19 protein-coding genes are annotated in these 23,093 nt (G+C 36.8%); 1 reads left to right on the top strand and 18 read right to left on the bottom strand.

The features are described from left to right. Window positions 1–24: 24 nt before the first annotated feature. The 7 genes from FYJ79_RS06565 to FYJ79_RS06535 all read right to left on the bottom strand — a co-directional run bounded on the left by FYJ79_RS06565 (window position 25) and on the right by FYJ79_RS06535 (window position 7,194). Complete coding sequence (locus tag FYJ79_RS06565; protein WP_154515722.1) at window positions 25–1,482, bottom strand: alanine/glycine:cation symporter family protein; 1,458 nt, start codon at window positions 1,480–1,482, stop codon at window positions 25–27. Between the two features lie 98 nt (window positions 1,483–1,580). Beyond that, a complete protein-coding gene (locus tag FYJ79_RS06560) occupies window positions 1,581–3,533 on the bottom strand; it encodes an FtsX-like permease family protein (protein WP_154515719.1) in 1,953 nt (650 codons plus the stop codon). Then, complete coding sequence (locus FYJ79_RS06555; RefSeq protein ID WP_154515716.1) at window positions 3,533–4,288, bottom strand: ABC transporter ATP-binding protein; 756 nt, start codon at window positions 4,286–4,288, stop codon at window positions 3,533–3,535. The genes FYJ79_RS06560 and FYJ79_RS06555 overlap by 1 nt, the downstream gene beginning before the upstream one ends. Before the next feature lie 87 nt (window positions 4,289–4,375). Beyond that, the gene (locus FYJ79_RS06550; protein WP_154515713.1) at window positions 4,376–5,287 is read right to left on the bottom strand and encodes a sensor histidine kinase; all 912 of its coding nucleotides are present in this window, start codon (window positions 5,285–5,287) and stop codon (window positions 4,376–4,378) included. After that, window positions 5,280–5,951: a response regulator transcription factor gene (locus FYJ79_RS06545; RefSeq protein ID WP_154515710.1), complete on the bottom strand. Its 672-nt coding sequence runs from the start codon at window positions 5,949–5,951 to the stop codon at window positions 5,280–5,282. The genes FYJ79_RS06550 and FYJ79_RS06545 overlap by 8 nt, the downstream gene beginning before the upstream one ends. 81 nt (window positions 5,952–6,032) lie before the next feature. Further along, window positions 6,033–6,434, bottom strand: coding sequence for an arsenate reductase ArsC (locus tag FYJ79_RS06540; RefSeq protein WP_154515707.1), 402 nt, complete (start codon window positions 6,432–6,434; stop codon window positions 6,033–6,035). Window position 6,435: 1 nt separating this feature from the next. Continuing rightward, window positions 6,436–7,194 (bottom strand): MerR family transcriptional regulator, encoded by a 759-nt coding sequence (locus FYJ79_RS06535; protein ID WP_154515704.1) that lies wholly within the window; start codon window positions 7,192–7,194, stop codon window positions 6,436–6,438. Between the two features lie 86 nt (window positions 7,195–7,280). On the opposite strand from FYJ79_RS06535, the gene FYJ79_RS06530 reads away from it, so the two are divergent. After that, the gene (locus tag FYJ79_RS06530; protein WP_154515701.1) at window positions 7,281–8,600 is read left to right on the top strand and encodes an MATE family efflux transporter; all 1,320 of its coding nucleotides are present in this window, start codon (window positions 7,281–7,283) and stop codon (window positions 8,598–8,600) included. Between the two features lie 10 nt (window positions 8,601–8,610). Here FYJ79_RS06530 and FYJ79_RS06525 read toward each other — a convergent pair whose 3' ends face one another. The 11 genes from FYJ79_RS06525 to FYJ79_RS06475 all read right to left on the bottom strand — a co-directional run bounded on the left by FYJ79_RS06525 (window position 8,611) and on the right by FYJ79_RS06475 (window position 22,962). After that, the gene (locus FYJ79_RS06525; protein ID WP_154515698.1) at window positions 8,611–9,435 is read right to left on the bottom strand and encodes a protein-ADP-ribose hydrolase; all 825 of its coding nucleotides are present in this window, start codon (window positions 9,433–9,435) and stop codon (window positions 8,611–8,613) included. Continuing rightward, on the bottom strand, window positions 9,425–9,886 hold the full coding sequence (locus FYJ79_RS06520; protein WP_154515695.1) for an Rrf2 family transcriptional regulator: 462 nt from the start codon (window positions 9,884–9,886) through the stop codon (window positions 9,425–9,427). The genes FYJ79_RS06525 and FYJ79_RS06520 overlap by 11 nt, the downstream gene beginning before the upstream one ends. Window positions 9,887–9,900: 14 nt before the next feature. Beyond that, on the bottom strand, window positions 9,901–10,677 hold the full coding sequence (locus FYJ79_RS06515) for an ATP-binding cassette domain-containing protein (protein WP_154515692.1): 777 nt from the start codon (window positions 10,675–10,677) through the stop codon (window positions 9,901–9,903). Window positions 10,678–10,685: 8 nt separating this feature from the next. Then, window positions 10,686–12,221 (bottom strand): ABC transporter permease/substrate-binding protein, encoded by a 1,536-nt coding sequence (locus FYJ79_RS06510; RefSeq protein ID WP_154515689.1) that lies wholly within the window; start codon window positions 12,219–12,221, stop codon window positions 10,686–10,688. After that, a complete protein-coding gene (locus FYJ79_RS06505; protein WP_154515686.1) occupies window positions 12,218–12,832 on the bottom strand; it encodes a pyridoxamine 5'-phosphate oxidase family protein in 615 nt (204 codons plus the stop codon). Before FYJ79_RS06505 ends, FYJ79_RS06510 begins: the two co-directional genes overlap by 4 nt. A gap of 9 nt (window positions 12,833–12,841) precedes the next feature. Beyond that, the gene (locus tag FYJ79_RS06500) at window positions 12,842–13,579 is read right to left on the bottom strand and encodes a nuclear transport factor 2 family protein (RefSeq protein WP_154515683.1); all 738 of its coding nucleotides are present in this window, start codon (window positions 13,577–13,579) and stop codon (window positions 12,842–12,844) included. A gap of 395 nt (window positions 13,580–13,974) precedes the next feature. Next, complete coding sequence (locus tag FYJ79_RS06495; protein ID WP_154515680.1) at window positions 13,975–15,594, bottom strand: glycoside hydrolase family 13 protein; 1,620 nt, start codon at window positions 15,592–15,594, stop codon at window positions 13,975–13,977. Window positions 15,595–15,675: 81 nt separating this feature from the next. Beyond that, on the bottom strand, window positions 15,676–20,487 hold the full coding sequence (locus tag FYJ79_RS06490) for a discoidin domain-containing protein (RefSeq protein WP_154515677.1): 4,812 nt from the start codon (window positions 20,485–20,487) through the stop codon (window positions 15,676–15,678). Between the two features lie 481 nt (window positions 20,488–20,968). Continuing rightward, window positions 20,969–21,487 (bottom strand): nitroreductase family protein, encoded by a 519-nt coding sequence (locus FYJ79_RS06485; RefSeq protein ID WP_154515674.1) that lies wholly within the window; start codon window positions 21,485–21,487, stop codon window positions 20,969–20,971. A 44-nt stretch (window positions 21,488–21,531) separates the two neighbouring features. Further along, a complete protein-coding gene (locus FYJ79_RS12755; protein ID WP_154515671.1) occupies window positions 21,532–22,098 on the bottom strand; it encodes a DapH/DapD/GlmU-related protein in 567 nt (188 codons plus the stop codon). Window positions 22,099–22,215: 117 nt separating this feature from the next. Then, on the bottom strand, window positions 22,216–22,962 hold the full coding sequence (locus tag FYJ79_RS06475) for a pirin family protein (protein ID WP_268233738.1): 747 nt from the start codon (window positions 22,960–22,962) through the stop codon (window positions 22,216–22,218). Window positions 22,963–23,093: the final 131 nt, after the last annotated feature.

The raw sequence follows: 23,093 nt of genomic DNA, 5'->3' as shown, positions 1-23,093 counted from the left end.
GGCAGATTTTTCTGCCTTAACATCTTAGTTTTCCAATGTGTCCGAATAGGAATCAAGTTGTGCTGATATTTCAAGTGACTCTTGGGATTCTTTAAAGAAACGCTTTGTTTCTTCCACAATAACACCACTTAAGGCAAATATCGCGATCATATTAGGAATAGCCATCAAGCCATTAAAGATATCGGAGATTGTCCATACTGTGCTCAACGAAATAAATGACCCAATAAAGACATTAAAGATATAAACATATTTAAAAATCTTGTTGGCTTGCTTTGATGGTGTTAAGTATTCAAGACATCTTTCGCTATAATAATTCCAGCCTAGAATTGTCGTAAAGGCAAAGAAGACCAGACACATCATCAAGATAAATGCAGCTACGTTACTTGAGAATGGGAGACCATGACTAAAAGCATAGGATGTCACAGTTACACCTTTTAAGCCTGGCATTTTCCAAGCTCCAGTAATCACAATACTCAAGCCTGTCATCGTACAAATAAGGATAGTATCAATAAATGTTCCCGTCATCGAAACTAAGCCCTGACGAACAGGTTCTTTCGTTTTAGCAGCTGCCGCCGCAATGGGTGCTGAGCCAAGTCCTGCTTCATTAGAAAATACGCCTCTTGCAATCCCTGTCTGCATAACAATCATCATTGAGCCAATCGCGCCACCTGTAACAGCACGTGGGTTAAAGGCACCTTCAATGATAATCTTGATAGCTTGAGGAATGGCTGAAGCATTTGTGACCATGAGCACAACGACACTGGCAATATAGGCAACGGCCATGAAAGGCACTATGACTTCGGTTACCTGAGCAATACGTTTAAGTCCACCCAAAAGCACAAGCGCTGCTGATATTGTAAGAAGTATTGCAGAAATAACGACAACAAGATTATATGTGCCAAGATGAGGAATAGAGACAAGATGACTATTTTTTGGATCAAAGAAATTTGCGACTGCACTACTGATACCATTGACCTGAGTAAATGTCCCTGTTCCAAATGTCCCAACACAGACACCAAAGAAGGCAAAGAGCTTAGCGAGAGGTTTCCATCTTGCCCCCATCCCTCTTTCAATATAATAGAAAGGCCCACCGAGGGCATGTCCGTCCTTGTCAACGGTACGATATTTAATAGCTAAGAGGCCTTCAGAATACTTTGTTGCCATACCAAACAATGCAGCAACATTGAGCCAAAAGATGGCCCCTGGTCCACCTGTCGTTACAGCTGTAGCCACGCCAACAATATTCCCTGTACCGATTGTCGCACTTAAGGCAGTACATAAAGCCTGAAAGCTGCTGACTTCCCCTTCGCCATCCTCTTCACTTGCCACCATCCACTTCAGTGCGAGTGGCAATTTCCGAATTTGCAAGAAGCCCATTCTTACAGTCAGCATGATACCACCACAAAGAATTAAGGCAATAAGAGGAATCCCCCAGACAAAATGATCTATTTGAATCAATAATTTTTCGATTGTTTGAAACATGAATTCGACTTCCCTTCACATACTGTGTCCATCTTACGCAAGAATGCTTCAATAATCAACAAAAAATCAAAAGAAAAAGCGCCTGTAATAGACGCTTCTTACTGAACAATACGATAGTAAGCTCTAGATGTGAGTTTGAAGATAATGAAATAGACAGCCATAAAGACCAAGAGTACAGCTATGAAATAAATACCATACTGCATATAGCGTGTAATCGCAAACATTTGTAATAATTCAAAGATAATCTTTGAGGCCACAAGACAATGTATGCTTGCAACAATGAGTGGGGCAAAGAACATCCAGACAACCTGTGAGGCACTTGTTTTCTTGATCAAACGATCAGAAAGGCCAACTTTTTTCATGACCTGATATTTATCACGGTCTTCATAGCCTTCACTCATCTGTTTATAGTAAGTAATCAGGATAGTACCTGTTAAGAAGACAATGCCAATGATAATACCGAGGAAAAGGAATCCCCCATTAAGTTCATAAACACTCTTTAGATATTCCTGGCGTGTATAAACAGAAAAGTTATGATTATTTTTCTTTAGTTTCGTATAGAAGGCTTCATTACTCTCTCCCTCAAGATCCCAGTTCATTTCAGGCACCACTCTAGCATTAACCATCTTGTCAGCACCTTGTCTTATTTTAATATCATCGCTGATTGTAAGCATGGTATCAACATCCTTCACAACTATACCATAGGCATCAACACCATATTGACCAAGCAAATTATCACTGACAGGCTTTACTTTATAAGTCTTGTCTTTTAAGACAATTGTCTGTGGTAATTGTTTTTTGACATTGGTATTCATGAGGACTTCGTTGTCTTGAAGTGTTACCTTTTTATGAAAGAGCTGATTATAGCCGTTAAGTTCAGTAACTTCAAGATAACATGGTTTAGCTCCTTCTTTATAGGAAGTGAACTTGTTGCCATTCTCCTGACAATAGATGGACATATTGAAGGTTTTATATACATTTTTGATATGTTGTGGATCTTTAGCTGTATCATAGACATATTGAGCCATATTTTTTTCAACAGTCTTGTAGTTTTCCTTGTTTACTTTACCATAATATCGCGCCTGATAGGCACGTGGATAGGCATTAGTCGCCATAGTCTGAATATTGCCATAGATGGCAGCTGTTGTTGAAACCGTGACAATGACTGCTGTTGATAAGATAGTAATACTAGCCAAAGCAACAGCATTGCTTTTCATACGATAAAGTAAGCCACTGACATTGAGAAAATGAACAGGCTGATAATAGCTTTTTCTTTTCTTAAGTGCCTTGAGGACAATAATTGAAAAAGAAATAGAGAGAAGATATGTACCAAGCATGACCAAGCCGACAGCAATAAAGAAATAAGATAATGCAGAAAGAACACCTTTAATTGTCAGGGCCATGATATAGCCAGCAGCTAATGATGCGAATCCTATTATCATAAGCAGATAGCGTGATTTTGGTTCACCTTCACCACTATGGCCTTTTCTAAGCAAAGTAGCAGGTGTGGAAAGATAAATGCCAACCGTACTTCTTGCCACAGTGATGATATAAAGCACAACAAGTGCCACCATCGTCATAACAAAAGCCTTGAGACTGAAAGGGAAGTCCATGAGTCCACCAGAGACATCCTTCATCAGCTTATTGACACCTAAGAATGTCAGCTGTCCAAAGACATAGCCGCCAATAACAGCCATCAAACCAATAAGTGCAAAGAGAACAAGATATTCAAGAGAAATGATCTTTCTAATATGCTTCTTCTCCAAACCAAGAATGCCATAGAGAGCAAATTCCTTATTTCTTCTTTTGATTAAGAAATTTGTTGAATAGAGCACAAAGATCACTGCTAATATCGCAATAACTGCTAATCCTAGAATCATAAACGTTAATAACATTTCATGTCTAGTACGTACATATTGATTATCAAGCAGGCTCGCCATGATATTAAAAAGCATCAACATAATACCACTAGAAATCACAAAAGGAATGAGTAATGAACGGTTTGCCTTGAGATTCTTTTTCGCAAACTTCTTCGCAATCGCAAAGTTCATTAATGTTTACCTCTGCTTAATACAATTTGAGCCTGATTAATGCGTTCCATGAAATCCTGCTGACTTTCATGATCACCACGATAGATTTCATGATAGACAATACCATCCTTGATAAAGAGTACTCTTTTGGCGAAGCTTGCAGCTCTTAAGGAATGTGTGACCATCAAGACTGTCTGGCCTGCCTCATTGATTGATGTAAAGAGATTTAAAATCATTTCTGATGAAGCTGAATCCAATGCACCTGTTGGTTCATCTGCCAACAATAGTGATGGCTTGGTAATGACTGCTCTAGCAATCGCAATACGCTGTTTCTGACCTCCTGATATTTCAAAAGGATATTTATCAAGGAGTTCTGCAATACCTAGTTGATCTTTCAACTGATCCAGTCTTGTCTTCATCACTGCTTCATTTTCATTAGATAAAACAAGTGGTAAGTAAATATTGTCGCGGTTAGAGAACTGATCAAGAAGATTAAAATCCTGGAAGACAAAGCCAAGTTCATTTCTTCTAAACTGGGAAATTTCATTATCTTTGAGACTGCTGATATCTTTGCCATTAAGAATGACTGAGCCAACTGTTGGCTTATCAAGTGTGGCAATGATATTCAAGAGTGTTGTCTTGCCAGCTCCTGATTCGCCCATGATGGATATGAATTCACCTGCTTCTGCCGTAAAGTTAATTTCTTTTAATGCTGTTGTTGTAACATTTTTTGTCTTATAAATACGTCTTACATTTTTGAGTTCTAATAATGCCATAAGACCTTCCTCCGTTTCTTACACGCTTATTGTATCGGATATAAAAATGTACTGCATTTATTTAAAATAACAATGTCATGCTCAATCTTACAAATTTGTAAGATTGGCAGGAAACTTTAAAGAAAAGGTTGATCCTACATTGAGTTTTGAGTCAACATCAATCTCAATATTCAACAATACCGCAATCTTCTTGACAAGATAGAGTCCTAAGCCACTTGACTTCTCATTCAGGCGTCCATTAAATCCAGAATAGCCACGATCAAAGATCTTAGGAATGTCTTCTTCACGTATTCCAATACCTGTATCAATGATAGACAGCTGTCTTGTTTCTTTGTCGTAGGAAATAGTGATGGAGCCTTCATTTGTATATTTAACAGCATTCGCAATGAGCTGTTCTATGATGATGGAGAGCCATTTACTATCGGCAATAACCTGTTGATGAATAGGTTCATAGTTTAATGAAATCTTCTTGTCAATAAAAAGCATGGCATATTTTTTCAAGACAAGCTTAATGATTTCATCAAGATCCACATAAGTAATATCCATGTCCGCATTACGGTCAATAAGCTTAATGTAGTTCATGGCCATATTTGTATATTCTTCAATATAGAACATTTGTTCTTCTAAGGCTTTTGTTTGTTCATTCTCATAGGTTCTAAAAAGCAACTTAGAGACAGTGATTGGTGTCTTAATCTGATGGGTCCAGAGCAAAAAATATTCTTCAAGCTCTTTTCTTTTATCAATATAGTCATTCTCATTCTTCTTGATTTCTTCTTTGAGTTCTTCAACCTGTTCAGCTAGCGTGCGTTCTTTTTGATAAGATGGAAATCTTGCAACAAGATAGACAACAAGTCCAAAAATGAGAATTTCCATAAATAGCCCATAATATTCTAAAGAAAGACTGGCAACAAGAAAGACCAAGAGATTTGTCACTGCGACAAAAACAAAACAAAGAAAAAGCTGATACTGGCTTTTCAAATAACCTATTAATCTATTCATGAAGATAATAACCCACACCTTTCTTCGTCATAATGAAATCAGACAAACCTACTTTCATAAGCTTCTTGCGCAAACGGGTCATATTAACAGCAAGAGTATTGTCATCAATGAACTGGTCACTTTGCCAGCAATGTTCAATGATGCTTTCTCTTTTCGCAATATCTCCCTTAGCGATAAATAGACTTTCAAGAATTAACAGCTCCGTGCGTGTTAAATCTAAGCTGATATCCTGTCCTTCAAGCTTACAGGCAGCCAAATTCAAAGACAGATTCTTATAAGTGAGTTTGTCACTTTCAACCACATAATCATAAGCACGTCTTAAGACCGCCTGGATCTTCGCCCGTGTTACAGCAATATCGATTGGCTTGACAATATAATCATCTGCACCATATTGCATCGCTTGGACAATATTCATGGATTCACTGTGAGATGAAATAAAGATAATAGGGACTTTCGAATGTTGTCTGATTTTCTCTGTCCAATAGAAACCATTATAATAAGGCAATGTTACATCCATCAGAATGAGTTCTGGCTGAAAGTGCAGCACTTCTTCATAAACTTCATTGAAGTTCTCTACGCCCTTTGTCTCATAACCCCATTGGTTCAATTCATTGGCTAGTAATTGAAATAATGTTTGATCATCTTCAACAATTAGTATTTTCATGATAACACCTCTATGACTAAGACTATACGAATTTTTCAAAGATTACTACCTAAAGTAAAAAGAAAACCGGAATTTTTCCGGTTAGTCTTGTTTAAGTTGTTCTTTTAATTGAAGAATGTGCTTTTCTATCTCATCAATGATTTTGAAAAACTCTTCATCACTTTTCCCCGTTGGATCATCAAGTCCCCAGTTTTCATCAAAGCCTCTTCCAATATAAGGACAGCCAACGTTACAGCCCATGGATATGGCGATATCTGGATTAGGGATATCATGAACCAGTTTAGAATACTGTGTCTTATTCATATCAATGCCATAACGCTCTTTGACAAGACGGACAGCATCTTGATTGATTTGTGGTTTTGTTTCACTGCCTGCTGAATAGCTTTCAAAGACATCACTGGCATAATATTTACCCAATGCTTCAGCAATCTGTGAACGACATGAATTATGAACGCAAATAAATGCAATTTTAGGTTTATTCATCTTATTTCTCCTTTATTTCCACAAATGTTTTATAAAAATCATAGACCTTCCCATTTTCTTTTGCACATAAGAGAAAGCGACTAATGACAGCTCCCGTATGATATTGTTTTTCTATGACAGCGAGATGTTCTTTTAAGTCATTAGGAAATCCCTCAGATATTTCTTCTCGCATGAGAAATGTCATATATCTTTTTCCCTGCTTTTTCCAAATAATCTCTTCTTCACTATATTGATCTGCGTCATTTTTATCAATGGTAAGACCACGCTGTTCTTGAGAGAGATGATGACTATATTGCACCCGTGAATAAAGATAGGGATTATTAATATACTGATATAATTTATCTGCTTCAAGAAATTCAAAGGAAACAATGCAATCTGTATCGATATTTGTGATTTGATAGGGATGTTGTTGAAGCTCATGAAGCATATCTATCGCCTGCATATGATGCCTTAATTTCTGCATGCGCTGTTCAAGTACAGCTTGCTCATTTTTAAGCGAAGTCATTAAATCTTCAAAAAGAAGTGCATGTTCATCAACACTTGTTTCTTCCATTTCTTTAATATGTTTTAAAGGTAATCCAAGATTCTTATAGAAAATAATATCTGAGATGGTCATAAAATCTTCTATACAATATGAACGATAATGATTATTTTGATCTTGATTAGGCTTGAGAATTCCCTTTTCTTCCCAATAACGAAGCGTTGAAGCTGGAATTTGAAAGAATTGGGCAATCTCGCCTATTTGAAAGTGTTTACTCATAAATGTCCCTTCTCTACACTATCATTTTCTTTATTGACCTTCAAGTAACTTGAAGCTTTATGATGCTTACAAGGAGGTAAAAGAACATGCAGAATTTGATTTTTCAAAATGATCATGAAATACGTTTTTCTAAAATACTTCATTTTATTATTCCAACCTATCTCACATCTCTTTTCAATACCGTCTATACGATTATTGATGGCATCTTCGTCGCTAGTTTTGTTTCTTCAAATGCGCTAGCTTCTATCAATATTGTTTATCCCATCGTCAACATCCTTACCGCAATTGCTTTGCTTTTTGCGACCGGTGGCAGTTCACTAACAGCAATGCATATTGGTGGCAAGCGTTATAAGAAGGCCAATCAAACTTTTATCGCTAGTATAATAGCATCTATGACTTTAGGAATAGGTATTGCATTAATGATCATTCTTTTTCTTAAGAAGCTTTTGTTGCTATTAGGTGCAACGTCGCAAACACAGAATGATTGCAGAATTTATGCCTTATTCTGGTTACTAGGTACACCTGTTGTGATAGGCAAAGAATTATTGACATATTTTATTCGTGTCGATGGTTCCCCAACTTATTCCTTAATAAGTGCCTTAACCGGTGGGATTATCAATATTATTCTTGATTATATTTTTATCAAGAACATGCATTTAGGCATTACTGGAGCTGCGCTTGCGACCATCCTTGGCTTAATGACTTCATTTACGATGGGAATCATCTACTTTATCAAATACCATCATTACCTTTCTCTCCATTTTGAAGAGATCTCAATGCATACGATTGTGCGTTGTATGACAAATGGCTTATCTGAATTTGTCGATCAATTAGCAATCGCAATCACTACAATTGTCTTTAATCGCTCTATTTTGACATTTGCACAAGAAGATGGTGTTGCTGCACTCAGTATTATTATGTACTTACAATTCATTTTTATTGGTATCTATTTTGGATTTTCAATGGGTCTTGCGACACCTTTAAGCTATGCTTATGGCGACCACAAGCTCAAGATCTGCGAGCATCTTGAACATTATGCCCATTGCTTCTTCCTGATTGCTCCAATAGTCATTTATGGACTTTGTTTTAGCCTTGCTCCTATTGGCGTAAGATGCTTTGTCAATCAAGCAACACCTGTCTATACTCTTGGCGTTAAAGGTATGCGTATTTATGGTCTAGTTTTTCTATTTAGTGGCATCAATATCTTTTCAGCTATTCGCTTGATAACTTATGGTAAAGGGCATTTAGCTGGCATGCTAACATGTCTTAGATTGTTTGCATTACTACTTTTCTTCTTAATTCTGCTTCCTCGTCTTTTTGGCATTAATGGCATCTGTGTAACAGAATTTCTCACAATGTTTGTTGCTCTCTTTTTGACAAAATATACATCATTACAAAAAAGCTAGCCCAACGGGGTTAGCTTTTCTTATAAGGAATGCGTTTGTTTAGAAGTTGATCATAATAATGATGATCTTCATCTTTAAAGACATTAAAAATGACTTTTTGAAGAGATGTATCCTTAAAGACATCCAGCCATTCCTGTACAGCCTTGACTACAACCTTGGCTGCTATGTCCTGAGGAAAATGAAAGACACCTGTTGAAATACATGGAAAGGCAATTGTAGTAAGGTTATTGTTAGAAGCGAGAGTCAAACATGATTTATAACAGTTTGCCAGCAAGTCCTCATCCTCTTTCGTAAGCCTACCTGAGATGATTGGACCAACTGTATGAATGACATAATGGGCGGGTAAATTATAGCCTTTCGTGATCATGGCCTGGCCAGTTGGCTCCTCATAGTCTTCCCCATACTTCTTTGCTTGTTGTGTCATATAGTCATGACAGGCAAGTCTAAGCTCGATGCCTGCTTTAGAGTGAATGATATTATCAACACAATTATGCAAAGGTCTAAAACAGCCAAGCATAGCACTATTGGCAGGATTGACAATGGCATCAACCTTGAGTGTTGTCATATCCCCCTGCCAGAGATATAAGCGTTTATCTTTATCTGTTGGTAGGAATGCATCAATATAAGTGATGTCATCTTTTTGTTCTTCTTGTAAGTAAGCATCCTGAATTTCAAGAATATTCTGACTAATCGGCTCAGGCATTCTGATATTCATTAAAGCACGAATGAGTTGTTTTTGTTCTGTTATGTCTGTTGGTATTTCAAGATGACGATATTGTGGATTCTCATCAAGTAATGCCTTTAAGAGTGTTGCTCTTTGTGCATCATGATCCATAAGCGGTCTCCTGACAGTTCTGTTTGATTGCTATTATCAGATCATCCATAACATCCCCTACTGTAATCATCTTCATTTCATTTTCCATGGCTTCCTGTACTTGATCAAGCTTGCCATCCAATGCCTGATGAATATTATGACCAACAGGACAATCCGGACTAGGGTTCTCGTGGAAATGGAAAAGACCTTTTTGAGCACTGTCGTCAACGAGCTGATAGATATCATAGAAAGTAATTTTATTGAGCGATGTCTTGAGCGTAATATCATTCTTCCCTTTGCTCGCAAGAATATAACCAGCTTTAGAAAGCTTGGCCATGACACCTCTGACAATAACTGGATTAGCGCCAATGCTTTGTGCTAAAAGCGTACTATTAACAGGCACTTTGCCATGAAAATAATCAATCGCTCCTAAGATATGAATAGCAATTGTAAAACGACTTGTAATTTGCATAAATATCTCCTTAATTAATATGTACTATAGGGACAGTGAGATGCCTGGACATTCGTACATCTTACCTGTCTTTTCACCAGTTTTTCAACAAATGGTGTAGCTGGCTGTGTGAGTACTTTTTCAGGCGTATCATACTGTTCAATACGACCTTGATCAATCACAAGAACCTTTGTACCTAGCTTAATTGCTTCTTCAATGTCATGGGTGACAAAGAGTATGGTAATGCCTGTTTTCTTATGCAAGGCTTTAAGCTCATCCTGTAGCTGTGTGCGGTTAATGGCATCAACAGCCCCAAAAGGCTCATCCATCAAAAGAATATGTGGTGATGCAGCCAATGCACGGGCAATGCCGACCCGCTGTTGCTGGCCGCCTGAAAGTTCGGATGGATAACGTTCTTTTAATGAAGCATCGAGATTCATCATCTTCATCCAACGATCAACAGCAACACGTGTCTTCTCTTTGTCATTCGCATTGATCAGACTAGGCACATAGGCAATATTCTCTTCAACTGTCATATGTGGGAAAAGCACACTGCCCTGAATGGCATAACCAATATGACGTCTTAAGTCAATCAAATCGACATCATTGATATCCTTGCCCTCAACATAGAGATGACCCGAAGTAGGCTTGATAAGACCATTGACCATCTTGAGGACGGTTGTCTTTCCTGAGCCCGAAGAACCAATGATGGTCACAAAATCCCCTGCTTCAATATCAAGCTCTAAGTCATGAATGATTTCATGTTCGCCGTAGCTTTTTGTGATGTGTTCATACTTAATTATTGTATTCATAATAGTCCTCACTTCAAGAGTTGTTTTTCTTTAAGAAATGCTTTTGCGACAGCACTTGCTTCTTTCTTTTCTGTTTCTACCTGATAGTTCATACTCTGCATGCTTTCTTCACTAAGAATATGATCAAACTTCTTTAAAACCTTACCCAATTCAGGATATTTCTTTAATGTATCTTCTCTAACAACCAGACCGCATTGATAAGATGGATACATATGTAAATCATCTTTCAACAAGACAGCCCGTGATGAAGCAAGCTGTCCATCAGTTGTATTGACTGGCATGATATCAACCTTGCCACTATTTAATGCCTGATACTTCAGTCCCATATCCATATCACTAGTGGATTTGAAAGAAAGATTGTAAGTCTTGATCAGCTGATCATAACCATCCTGTCTTTCAAAGAAATCATATTCTGCACCAAGAATCAACTGACCATTTAGTTTCTGTAAATCAGAATAGGTCTTAATCTGATATTGATCAGCAATATCTTTTCTTAAAGCAATCCCAAATGTGTCATTAAAGCCAAGCATTGTATGCCAAGTAAGATGCAGCTTATCTTCATATTCCTTTTGCAGCATCGTGAATTTATCTTCCTGATAGAAATCCTTACGCTTTAAGACCATATTCCAGCCTGTTCCTGTATATTCTGGATAGAGATCAAACTTACCACTCTCCATGCCTGGTTCAATATTGCTTGTACCACCACCAACACCCTGAGTCAGCTTGACTTTCAGATCACTTTGATTCTCAATCGCCTGCTTCAGCATTTCCCCAATAATATATTGTTCAGTCATTGGCTTTGTCGCAATCTGAATAACATCTTTCTTTGCAGAAGGCATGATAGCGGAAATAACGAGTCCTGCTGCAATAACGGCTACAACACCTTTTGTGATTCGTGAAATCTTTTTGCTGTGAGATTTATTCGTAATATGTTTTTCAATTCTTCCAAAAACAAAATCAACAATCAAAGCTAACAGGGCAATCAATAAACTGCCATCCACACTCATTGCCATATTATTTGTAGTGATTCCACGATAGATAGCCACACCTAAACCACCAGCCCCAATAAATGAAGCAATACCAGCTAAGGCAATAGTCATTGTTGCCATATTACGAATGCCAGCAAGAATAACAGGCATCGCCAAAGGAATCTGAACACCAACAAGAAGTTGTCTTTTTGTCGCACCCATTCCTTTAGCTGCTTCTAATATCGCATCATCGACATTCATCATACCCGTATAAGTATTGCGCACCATCGGCAGCAAGGCATAAATTGTCAAAGCAATAATAGCTGTGACATTGCCAATACCTGTAAAAGGAAGCAGGAAGCCAAGCATTGAGATGGAAGGAATTGTATAGAGGAAATTAATAACACCTAGAGTTGGCTTAGCACTTTTCTTATATTCACTAATAAGAATACCAGTTATGCCCCCTAAAACAATGGCAATAATAATAGAGATTAATGATATCTGTATATGTTCTAATAAGAGTCCTAGAAAGAAAGCTTTCTTTGTCATCAGTAAATTCAGCATTTCTTTTATCATATTGTTTTTCTCCTTTGAATAGCTTTAACTGGGCAGTTTTCATAACATAAGCCACAATGCAAACAATGTTCCTGGATGATTTCATAAGGTTTACCTTCAACTATACATTGTTGTGGGCAGTTACGCATACATTTGCCACAGCCAATACAAGCATCACTAATCACAAAGCCTTTGAGAGTAATAGGCTTCTTGTTTAAAGAAAAGCTATAACGATTGATTGGGGAAACTGATAAGTCAAAGAATTCTCCTTCTCCCTCTTCAATGACAAAAGCATCAAGAATATAACGGCTCTTGCCTGGATAGACATCATTCATGGATGAATTCTCTTCAAAAATACGATCAATCCAGTATGCATTATTTTCTAAACGTTGTGCTTGACCACTTACTCTGACCATTTGATAGTTCTTATTCATGCCAGTAATGGCTACATGGTTATTATGTAGAAGCTGTTGATGAAAATCTTTACCTCTACTTGTACAAAAATAGATTTTTTCATTTTCTACAATCATGATATCAATAATTCTTACATGTGGCATTCCATTTGCATCAACAGTTGCGAATGCAACATCCTTAACATCTCTTAATATTTGTAAATAGTTATTTGTTTCCATAATTTTCTCCTAGAACTTTCCTGAATTTGTCAGTTCTGCGTATGCTGGCATGATTTCCTTATTCATCCAATGTTCCACAATTTTACCTTGATCAAGACGGAAGATATCAAATAAAGCATAATCTTTATGATCAATAGCAACTTTTGAATAAGCAACAACATAATTACCTGCACCCATTACCTTAAAGACAAAATCATAGTTAACATAATGTTCTTTGATCCAAGATACATAGTTTGAGATTGAGTGATGATGTTCTTTCATTTCATCAGCAGCATATTGGTTAAAAGTTTCTAGCTTATGGTTCTGCATAACTTCTGTGAGATATGTTCTTACAACGCTTTTATTAGATTCTGTTAATTCCTTATCCTTTATTTCAAATGTTCCAAAGATTTCATCATCCTGATAAAAAGCATCAATGACATCCCAATGTTCAATAATGCGTCCTTCTTCATCAGCATGGAATATATCCGTAGTGATCCACTTTGCCCCACCATGATTTAAATTCTGATAAACATGCATGAAAATATATTCGCCATCTTCAAAAGCACGTACAACCTGGATATCTCTTTCTGGATTGCGTTTAAAGAAATCTGTAAAGAATGCCTTGAAACCTTCCTTACCATCAGATACACCTGTGCTATGCTGGCGATATGTCTTGCCCATATAATTATTCAGCACTTCATCAACTGCACCATCTCTGATGCCACGTAAATAGAGATTTGTTGCGTTTTGTAGTTTCTTGCTCATTGCTTTGTCCTCCGTTTTACACATGTAATATATATTATTACAAATAATATATCAATATTTTTATTACATTTTTATATAAAGAAAAAGAGCATACAAATGCATGCTCCTAGAAATACTCGAAGAAAAAGAAAAGGCAGATTATTCAAACATGTAACAGGAATTTGAAGGGAAGCAGTCTTGAATAGTCGAATAAGAAACGCTTTGATGAATCGAGAGATATTATTGTTGTTAAAGAATTTGTGTTTAGAAAATGATTTATTCAAAGAAAATGTAGACAAGCGTTTCTTATGCCTTTTTCTTCTATCAATCACATGAGACCCTCTCATGTACATGCATATGATAACGCTTTCTCACATTTTTAACTATATCACAATTCTTAGTTCAATATCACTTTCTCATTTTTGCTTATAGTAGATTCTTGCTTCATAAGGTCGATAGAGATTTCCTGAAGTATCTTTGTAGTTTTGATAGAGAATATCGTAGTCTTGTAAGTTGAGTTCAAGTGGTAAGTTGACCTGCTGATCAAAGAAGTTCGCAATTACAAGCATCTCGCTATCTTCATCTTCTCTTCTATAGGCAAAGAAATTTTCATCTTCTTCAAGCAATAGCTTAAAATGTCCATCAACAAAGACAGGATAGTTCTTTCTTAACGCAATCAGCTTTTGATAACAAGCAAATACTGAGTTTGGATCTTCAAGATTGTCTTTGGCATTGATCTCGATATAATTTGGATTGACCTTTAGCCAAGGTGTGCCCGTTGTAAAACCAGCATTATCGCTTGCATCCCATTGCATTGGTGTTCTTGCATTATCCCTGCTCTTTGCATGGATGGAACGCATAATATCTTCTTCTTGATAGCCTTGCTTTTTACGTTCATGGTACATATTGAGGGTTTCGAGATCCTCATAATCTTCAATTGGATATTGTACATTTGTCATGCCTAGCTCTTCCCCCTGATAGATATAAGGTGTTCCCTGCATACCATGAAGGACAACGGCAAGCATCTTGGCAGATTCTTTGCGATAGAGCTGATCATTGCCCCAGCGTGATACGATACGAGGAAGATCATGATTATCCCAGAATAAACTATTCCAGCCACTTCCATCTAACGCTTCTTGCCATTTTGTAAGAACTTGTTTGAGTTTAATAAATGGCAATGGTGCTAAATCCCATTTCTCCTTGCCCTCTTGTTGGTCTAAGCCAATATGTTCAAACTGGAACACCATTGAAAATTCACTACCATCAGGATTGCTGTAAAGTTTCGCATTATCAACATTGGCACCCCAGGCTTCTCCCACTGTAATGAAAGCGCCTTTACCAAATGTATTTTCATTAAGCTCACGAATATAATCATGAAGCTTTGGTCCATTATTTGTGATTTTCAAATCAGGCACTTTCGCAATCTGGTCAATAACATCAAGCCTAAAACCGCCTACTCCACGATCAATCCACCAGTTAATCATGTCATACAGTTCATGTCTTACGGCATCATTATCCCAGTTAAGATCTGGCTGTTTGACAGAGAACTGATGAAAATAATACTGGTCCACTTCTTCAACATATTCCCAAGCCGGTCCACCAAAGACGGATTGCATATCATTGGGTAATTCACCCTCTTCATTATCCCTCCAGACATAGTAATCATGATAGGGATTATCCCTGCTTTTCTTTGCTTCTTGGAACCAGTAATGCTCATCACTTGTATGATTAAGAACTAAATCCATGATAATACGAATATGATGTTTCTTTGCTTCACTGATTAATAGATCCATATCATCCAGTGTACCAAACATTGCATCAATAGCTTGATAATCAGCAATATCATAGCCATTATCATCCTGTGGTGACTTATAGACAGGCGAGAGCCAGATCGCATCAATGCCTAGCTTTTCTAAATAATCAAGCTTTGAAATAATGCCATTGATATCACCAATGCCATCACCATTGCTGTCTTTGAAGCTCTTCGGATAAATCTGGTATATCACTGCATCCTTCCACCATTGTTCATTTTTCATGATAAAACCTCCATTCCCTTCTACTCTAACAAAAAATGTCACTCTTTCATAGAATGACATTTTGAGAAATATATGAAACTTTTAATTTTTTCGTTTCATTAGAGCTCTTAAACCAATAATGGCAAATAAGCATAGAATGAGACTTAAGCTGATATTTGTTCGATCGGATGTCTCAATACTATGTTGACTTTTTACTTCTTGAGAGATGTTATTTTCTTCATGTGTTTGATCTTTGATTACATCATTGTTAGTAATATGATCAGATGTTTCTTGTGTTTGATCTTTGATTGCATCATTATTAGTGATATGATCAGATTCTTGCAAGCTTTGTTTGACCAATCCATCTTTTGCAGTATTGAATGCTTTAATGAGATCATCCATTTCTGTTTGCATTATATCCGATGGATCATTGACAGCATTGTCCAAACGCTTTTGAGCTTGGATAAACGCTTTCCATGAATCCGTCGTATAGTCTTTTTGTTGTAGTTTTTCAGCTTCTTGAAGCAAGTGTTTGGCCTTCTTTGTATCAGCATGCTCAACTAAGAGTTCTCTTGCCTTTTTGATAGCTAAAACAAGATGATCAATTTCCTGATCTGACTGTGCATTTCTTTCATCAAGAAGCTTCTTTGCCTTATCTAATGCTGGTTGAGCCTGTTTACTGTAAGCAAGTAATGATGTCTTTGTATAATTTGTGCCCATATCTTCATTAACGAGTGGTTCTAAGATGGAATAATCCATACGATAAAGCGACTGCCCCTCTTTCCCCTGCTTCGTACCATAGACTTCAAATTCTACAATATGATCCGATGTACTGCCATTTTCATTGCCATTGACATAAATTCTGATATAACGTGCCTGTACTGGTTGATCAAGGGTAATAGTTTTGCCTTCTGCTCTTTCTTGATAAAGTGCATCTTTGCCTTGACCCAACTGGTGCACTTTTCCTGTTTGATCTGAGTTATAGACGATGACTGGTGATTGAAAATCTTTATCCTTGCTTACGCTTATAACAGTTGGTCCATATGTTCTTCCATCCGCATATCGTATCATATGCATTTTTTCAATTGTTGTTAAATTGCCTAAATCCAACTCGATATAACGTGAATGTCTCTTACCATCATCAGTATCATTAAGTTCAAGATAATTCGCTTGATACTGTTTTATACCATCATTAATATGAGAAAACGGACGATCACTTTTTTCACTTACAGCCTTATTCTTTGTCACATCAAAAGCACTCACTTTAACATCTTTATTGTTCTTTCTTAAAGAAATATTCCCTGTAACATCCTTTTCATCCACAAAACGTGTCACTTCATCATAAGCTAAAGGTCGATCAAGAACAGTGACATAGGAAGCTTTTCCTACAAGATCTTGAGCAAAATGGATTTCACCTTTTGGCATATTAAAATGTGCTAATGTTGGACTGTAAACTGAATTTACAAGTTCACCATCAATATAAAGTTTCAATGAACCATTGATTTCCCTAACGGCTGCAAATGTATGTTCTTTTCCATCAGAAAGCATTCCCTTAACATGTGTTGTAACACTACCATCACTTTCTCTTGTCTTGCTATTATATTGTGAATTTACACTTACACCATTCATAGAAAAAACAAGATACCCATTTTCATCTATAGAAAGGCTATAAACATCTTGCTGCTGAACAATTGTTGCTGACTTAGATGATGTTTGTATTTTTCCCACAATACTCATTCCATCATTACCTTGAACCGTATACTGATTACCTTTATTGATATGCATTCCGTCTAATGTACGATTGACAATACTTGTCACAATACCATTTTCATAATAATCATCTGTTTTGTCAGTCTTGCTGATATTACCAACAACATCTTCCACCCCATTGACATAGACATGAAGCGTATCCAAGTCTTTAAGCGGCTTATTGAGTGAAAGTCGAACAGTTCTTAAATCCGCCAACAGTTTGACTGCATCAACATCATAACCCTCTACCTTAAATTGATTGATGCTTGGTGTACGAATTCTTTCATCAAAGACTACATCAACTTCCTTCTTATCGCCATGAACTGTTTGGATTGCAGCCGGTTTATTGTCCTTTGGTCCATATTGCATAATGAGTATTTCTTGTGGCTTTAATGTGAATGTTATCTGATCCCCATAGGACAATGTCTGATTGTTTTGATACTTATTGATATCCCCAATCACAACTTTACCACTTACATTCTTTAAATCCTCACTTACCCCAATCAAGCGATCATAAGTTAAGGTATAACTCTGTTCAACATTTTTAGGATTACGCAAAGAAACAATACCTTCTTGCCCTTTCCAACAAGAATAGCCATAAACATGACCATATTCTGGATCTCCCCCAAACATCTTTGATCTTTGAAGAATATCAAAGTTATCCTTTATCCATTTCGATGCTTCTGCATTTACTTGCCACTTCTCTTCATCAAACATTGATGGACTATAATAATATTCCCAGAATGCTGTTCCACGTGTTCCTAACATATAAAGATGATGACGTAATTCTTCTGTCGTATAATGAATAAGATGACGTCCACCAGGAGCAGAATGTGCTGTTTTCGCATAGACTGGATCATGATTATAGAAATATTTATTTGGTAATTGCCATTGATTTTCATTAAAGAAATCATAGTAATCACCATCACGATATGTCAGCATTGCTTCTTCGTCCGTAGCATTAAATTTATAATTGAAGCCACTATCACCCGTATTCTGCATCCAGACACTATTGACCCACTGTAAATGCCATGGGCTAGGATTTGTATAGGATGTCATATTGATCCATAGGTCTTTTCCTTCTTGCGTACGTTGTGCTCGCATATCCTCATAAATATCTGTCCAGCGCTCATAGGTTTCACTGATAGTATAATAAGGATTTCCTACAACATGATGTTCATTGGCCTGTGTAGAAGGATTTAACAACATGCCATCGAGCTTCCAATAATTAATATCGAATTTCTTCTGGTAGTTTAAGAAGATATCCTGTCTTAATTTATTAAGATAACGTGCATCAGAAATATTAATATCCCCACCTGATTGTTCATTTACTGACCCTAATCCATTTCTTTGAATCCAGTTTGCGATAGTTCTTTCAGTACCATAACCTCCACGAGGACCAAGCCATAAGCCAAAAGAAGATCCCATGCGTTTAACTTGTAAACTTGAATCATAGAGCTCATTAGGGAACTTATTTTGACTGCGATCGAAATCCCAAAACGATTGATAATTGACCCAGCCATCATCAACAACATACGAATCAAGTGGCTCTAGGCCATGTTGCGTAAAGCCTTTTTCGATTTCACTAAAACTGTTTTTGATATTTTCCGAGTTAATATTCTTCATATTATCATACCAGGAATTGAATTGCTGGCGGAATGTTGTCGGAGTAGCAATGGTTTCAATATAGTCATAGAAATCTGATTGCACAACACTATAGTCACTGCTGCGAGCACTGCCACAAACAGCATCCCAAGTCACCATGACACCTGACTGATTATTGGCACCATTATAATTATTGTAGCTGTTGAAGTCGTGATCAATCTCCAAATTTTTACCATAGTGATAACGAATAAACCCATTTTGTTTCATTGTTTTGGTATTAACACGAATCTTATTTTCCGTTTGTGGGAATTCGCATCCCCAATACATGGCTCCTACGTAGTAAGGTTGTCCAAGTTCAAGATAATCACCTTTCATATTAGCCATATCTGGATTATTTTTTAGTTCAGGAATTGTCCAATAATTCTGTGTTTTATTCCCGAGTTCACCATGGACAGAAGCATCCTCTTCTAGAAAATCCATATTTTCCAGATCAATAGAATCAATCTTAGCCTTGGATGCATCTTTTGCATCCACTTGAATAACAAGATGTTTTCGCATAAATGGATCATTTGTCTTCATGGTGAAGACTTCTTGAATATTGTAAGTGACTCCTCTTGCAACAACAGGTTGGAAGATAAATGTCAATGACTTGCCATTTTCAATAGGGTTCAAAATTGGTTCCCCCTTGATCATTAGCCCACTTGCATAAATATCATTGACTTCATTTTTTGGAAAAACTGCTTTATCTTTAAAGAATTCAAATTCTGAGCAACATGCCACCTGACGATCAACACGACTGTCATGAGGATCATAGCTATCAGTGAATTCTATTCTTACATAGCGTGTTTTGATTTCTTTTCCTAAATTCAGATAAGTATCTTCCTTGTCATCAAAAGTACCTGTAAAGACTGGATTGGTTTGCCCCTTTAATTCATCAATGCTACTTGCGATATATATTTTAAAATTCTTCACATGACCAGAAACAGTTGGTTTACCATTATGAATTCTTTGTTTATAGTGAAGTGATTGAAAAGCTTGTTCTTCTTGGAAATCAATATAAATATTATGTGGATACTGATGTTCAGTCTCATTGACACCTTGACCATAACGTGAATGATAATATGTGTTTATATCACCATCAAACATTTTACTTGCTGGTCCATTCTGACCTTCATTCTTTGCTTCACTGTCAGATGTTATCTTCCATTGATTTGTAGCGAGCTTGTCATGTGGTGGTTGAAATGCATTTTGAGTTAATCCGTTCTCAAGTGTACGAATAATAAATTCTTCACTTGATGCAGGTCTAAGCTTCTTTTGCGAACCTGTGCGATTATTTGTAAGTTCTTTTGTTTGTAGTTTTCCATTAGTAATTGTAAAAGTGCGTTTAAGAAAATGGTTTCCAAAGATCAAATCAGTATCTTTTTTCTCCAAGGTCACACCTGCTGTTGCCTTTACTTCTTCACCATGAACTTCATGGTAATGATAGGGTAATAATACACCCCAACCTAATGATAAGGTTACTAAAACAGCAGTCCCTTTATATATCCATTTGTTTTTCATATGATTTAAGACAAGGTCTTCCCATATAGGGTGGAATTGGCTTCTCCTTTCTACCCTTCCCTGTCATAGCCAACTCCTATTTTATAATTTGGCTTTGCCTACTATTTGCGTAATAGAAAACTATATCCTCCTTTCTTATTATCCCCAATATATTGTATGCGCTTACCAATATATATTAACGTAAACTTTTTCTGATTCCTTTGCACTTATTAATCTTCGTTTTATATTATTTATAAATAGTCATACAATGTATTCTACATATAACATTCACAACCTACTCCAATGAGAATAGCTCAAACGAGATGTCCGTCTGTTTCCTTTCATTCATACTAAAATCTAATGATCGAGATAACAGAAACACTTAGAATATCAGGATAGGATTATTATTTTCACCCCTCAACATAATAGGCCTTGATAAATTCTAGTGACTTGCTAGAGTTTTTGACATAAAAAAGAGCAACCTAAGTTGCTCAGAATTAACTTATAATTCATAAATATAATTATCTTTTCTCTTGGCTGGCTGAACAGGTTCTTTGGCCGGATACCCAAGCACCAAATGACCAATTCCTTCATAATCACCTTCAACGCCCAAACGCTTCAACAATGATTTGCCATATTCTGTTTCGAATTCCTCTTTAGCACGATGAATCCAACAACTGCCTATACCTAAGTCAGCAGCTGCATTCATCATATTGCCTAAAACAAGTGTTCCATCATAGATATAAGTTGGTCTTTGCTTGTTTGCAAGGACAACGACCAATTCAGGTGCTCCATAGAATGGATCACTCTTTGTTCCCATGATCTCAGCATTCATCTTTCTTAGTTTTTCTTTTACTTCTTGATCTTTTATGACAATGATAATTGGGGATTGTTTCCCTCTGCCAGTTGGGGCATAGGTCCCTGCTTGAAGAATAGCTGCCATTTTTTCTTTTTCAACAGGCTGATTTGTGAAGGCGCGACAGCTACGTCTTTGTTTTAATACATCTAAAGTTTCTGCCATATTCTCTTACCTCCGCTATCATTATACTACACAAAAAGAATAATCTATTGTAAATATTTGATGACCTTTGCAGGAACACCGCCAACGATAGTGTGGTCAGGAACATCCTTTGTCACGACAGCTCCAGCAGCTACGACAGCTCCTTCTCCAATTGTTACACCTGGTAAGATTGTTGTATGTGCACCAATCCAAACATTCTTTCCTATATGGATAGAAGCAGGCACCAAATCTCCACGATGATTGGAGTCAAGATCATGATTTAATGTGGCCATAATAACCTGATGGCCAATCAGTGCCCCGTCATCTATATAAATACCGCCTTGATCTTGAAATGAGCAACCAGAATTAATAAAAACATGCTTGCCAATATGAATATTCTTCCCACAATCCGTATAGAATGGTGGAAAAAGAGAAAATGTTTCATCTACGTGATAACCTACAAGCTCACTCATTAATGCTCTGATTTCATTTTCATTATGATACCCTTGGTTGATTTGGGTTGTGATTTTAAGGGCTTCCTGGGAAAGTTCATGCATTTTTTGATGAACTTTTGATTCGGCAAGAACAGGCTTACCTGTATTGAGTATTGCAATAAATGCTTCAGTTGTCATATCCTACCTCACTTTCCCATTCATCATAGTATATCATTCTACATAATGCTAATACTTATTACATATTCATACTATGCTTAAAAAGCATAGAAAGACATGCATGACATGTCTCTCTCATTATTCTTTATTTTCATATGTAGCTTGTTGTTTAATAAAATCACCGCTATCAAGTTCTGTATAAGCTTCAATTAATTCTTCTCTTGTATTCATGACGATTGGTCCATACCAGGCAACCGGTTCATTGAGTTTATCAGAAGCCATATAAATGATTTCAATAGGTTGATTACCTGATTCTATGATCAGTTGATCACCATCACCAAGTTTAGCTGCTGTCTTTTCATCGACATGTGTCCCACTTACAATGGCATCACCTTCAAGGGTAAAGACCATGATTGATTTGTTTTCACCTGGCACATCAAGCTCAATCTTGCTGTTGGGATTAAGATGGATATCATAATAATCAAGTGGCAAATATTTTCCTTGAATGCCTTGATGACCTTCGTAGTTGCCCGCAAGCAAGCGCAATTTCCCGTTTTCTAAATCAAATTCCTGAATTTCACTATTTACCACACCATGATAAAAAGGTTCAGCTTTCATTTTATCTTTGGCAGGAATATTGAGCCATAGCTGTAAGCCAAGCATGCGCTTTGATGGCTGAGGCATTTCAGAATGGAAAGCTCCTGATCCAGCTGTAAGCCATTGGGCTTCACCATCATGTATAACAGCCTTCGTTCCTAAGTGATCTTCATGAATCATTGTTCCCTTTGATAAGAATGTAAATGTTTCAATACCACGATGGGGATGCATGGGGAAGCCAGCTATATAATCCTGCCTTTGACAGTTGTGCATATAAAAACCCTTCAAAAATACTGATAAATTCAACGTTTTTTGAAGGGCTTTTTGCTTTAAAAATGTAGTAATATCTCTATCTCTTTGTATTCTTTATAATTTTTTTCATATTCTTCTCACCATTGATCTGATAATCGGTTCTGAAC

Source organism: Sharpea porci (assembly GCF_009695655.1).
Classification (GTDB): Bacteria; Bacillota_I; Bacilli_A; order Erysipelotrichales; family Coprobacillaceae; genus Sharpea; species Sharpea porci.
Note: the sequence above shows the minus strand (reverse complement) of the source record. Positions and strands in the feature narration are given on the sequence as shown.